Consider the following 246-nt stretch of genomic DNA (forward strand, 5'->3'; position numbering starts at 1 on the left):
TCAAAAGTATCGTAGCCATGCAGCCGCACGCGTTATGAAAGAAGTTACCGAAGCTAACAAAGTTCGCGTAGGTAAAGCTGGCGATTATGAAAACCTCGACGCGCTTGTGTATGACGCCGTTAATGAACTGATTGATCCATGGCACCAAGAAAGTACCGAGCTGGTCGCCATCTGTGGTCGTAAATTGTTGGGGGATAAATATTTCCCACTCATCAATAAAGACAATGCGCCAAGCGAGCAAAAAGC

The 246-nt window shown here is 46.3% G+C and carries 1 protein-coding gene; it reads left to right on the forward strand.

Annotated features, from left to right (window positions below):
- Positions 1-34 precede the first annotated feature (34 nt).
- Positions 35-246, forward strand: a 212-nt coding sequence (locus A596_RS23675; RefSeq protein WP_412130342.1) for a P2 family phage major capsid protein, incomplete at its 3' end; no start/stop codon positions are given.

Origin of the sequence: Cellvibrio mixtus subsp. mixtus J3-8, from assembly GCF_000766945.1 — a bacterium.
Lineage (GTDB): Bacteria > Pseudomonadota > Gammaproteobacteria > Pseudomonadales > Cellvibrionaceae > Cellvibrio > Cellvibrio mixtus_A.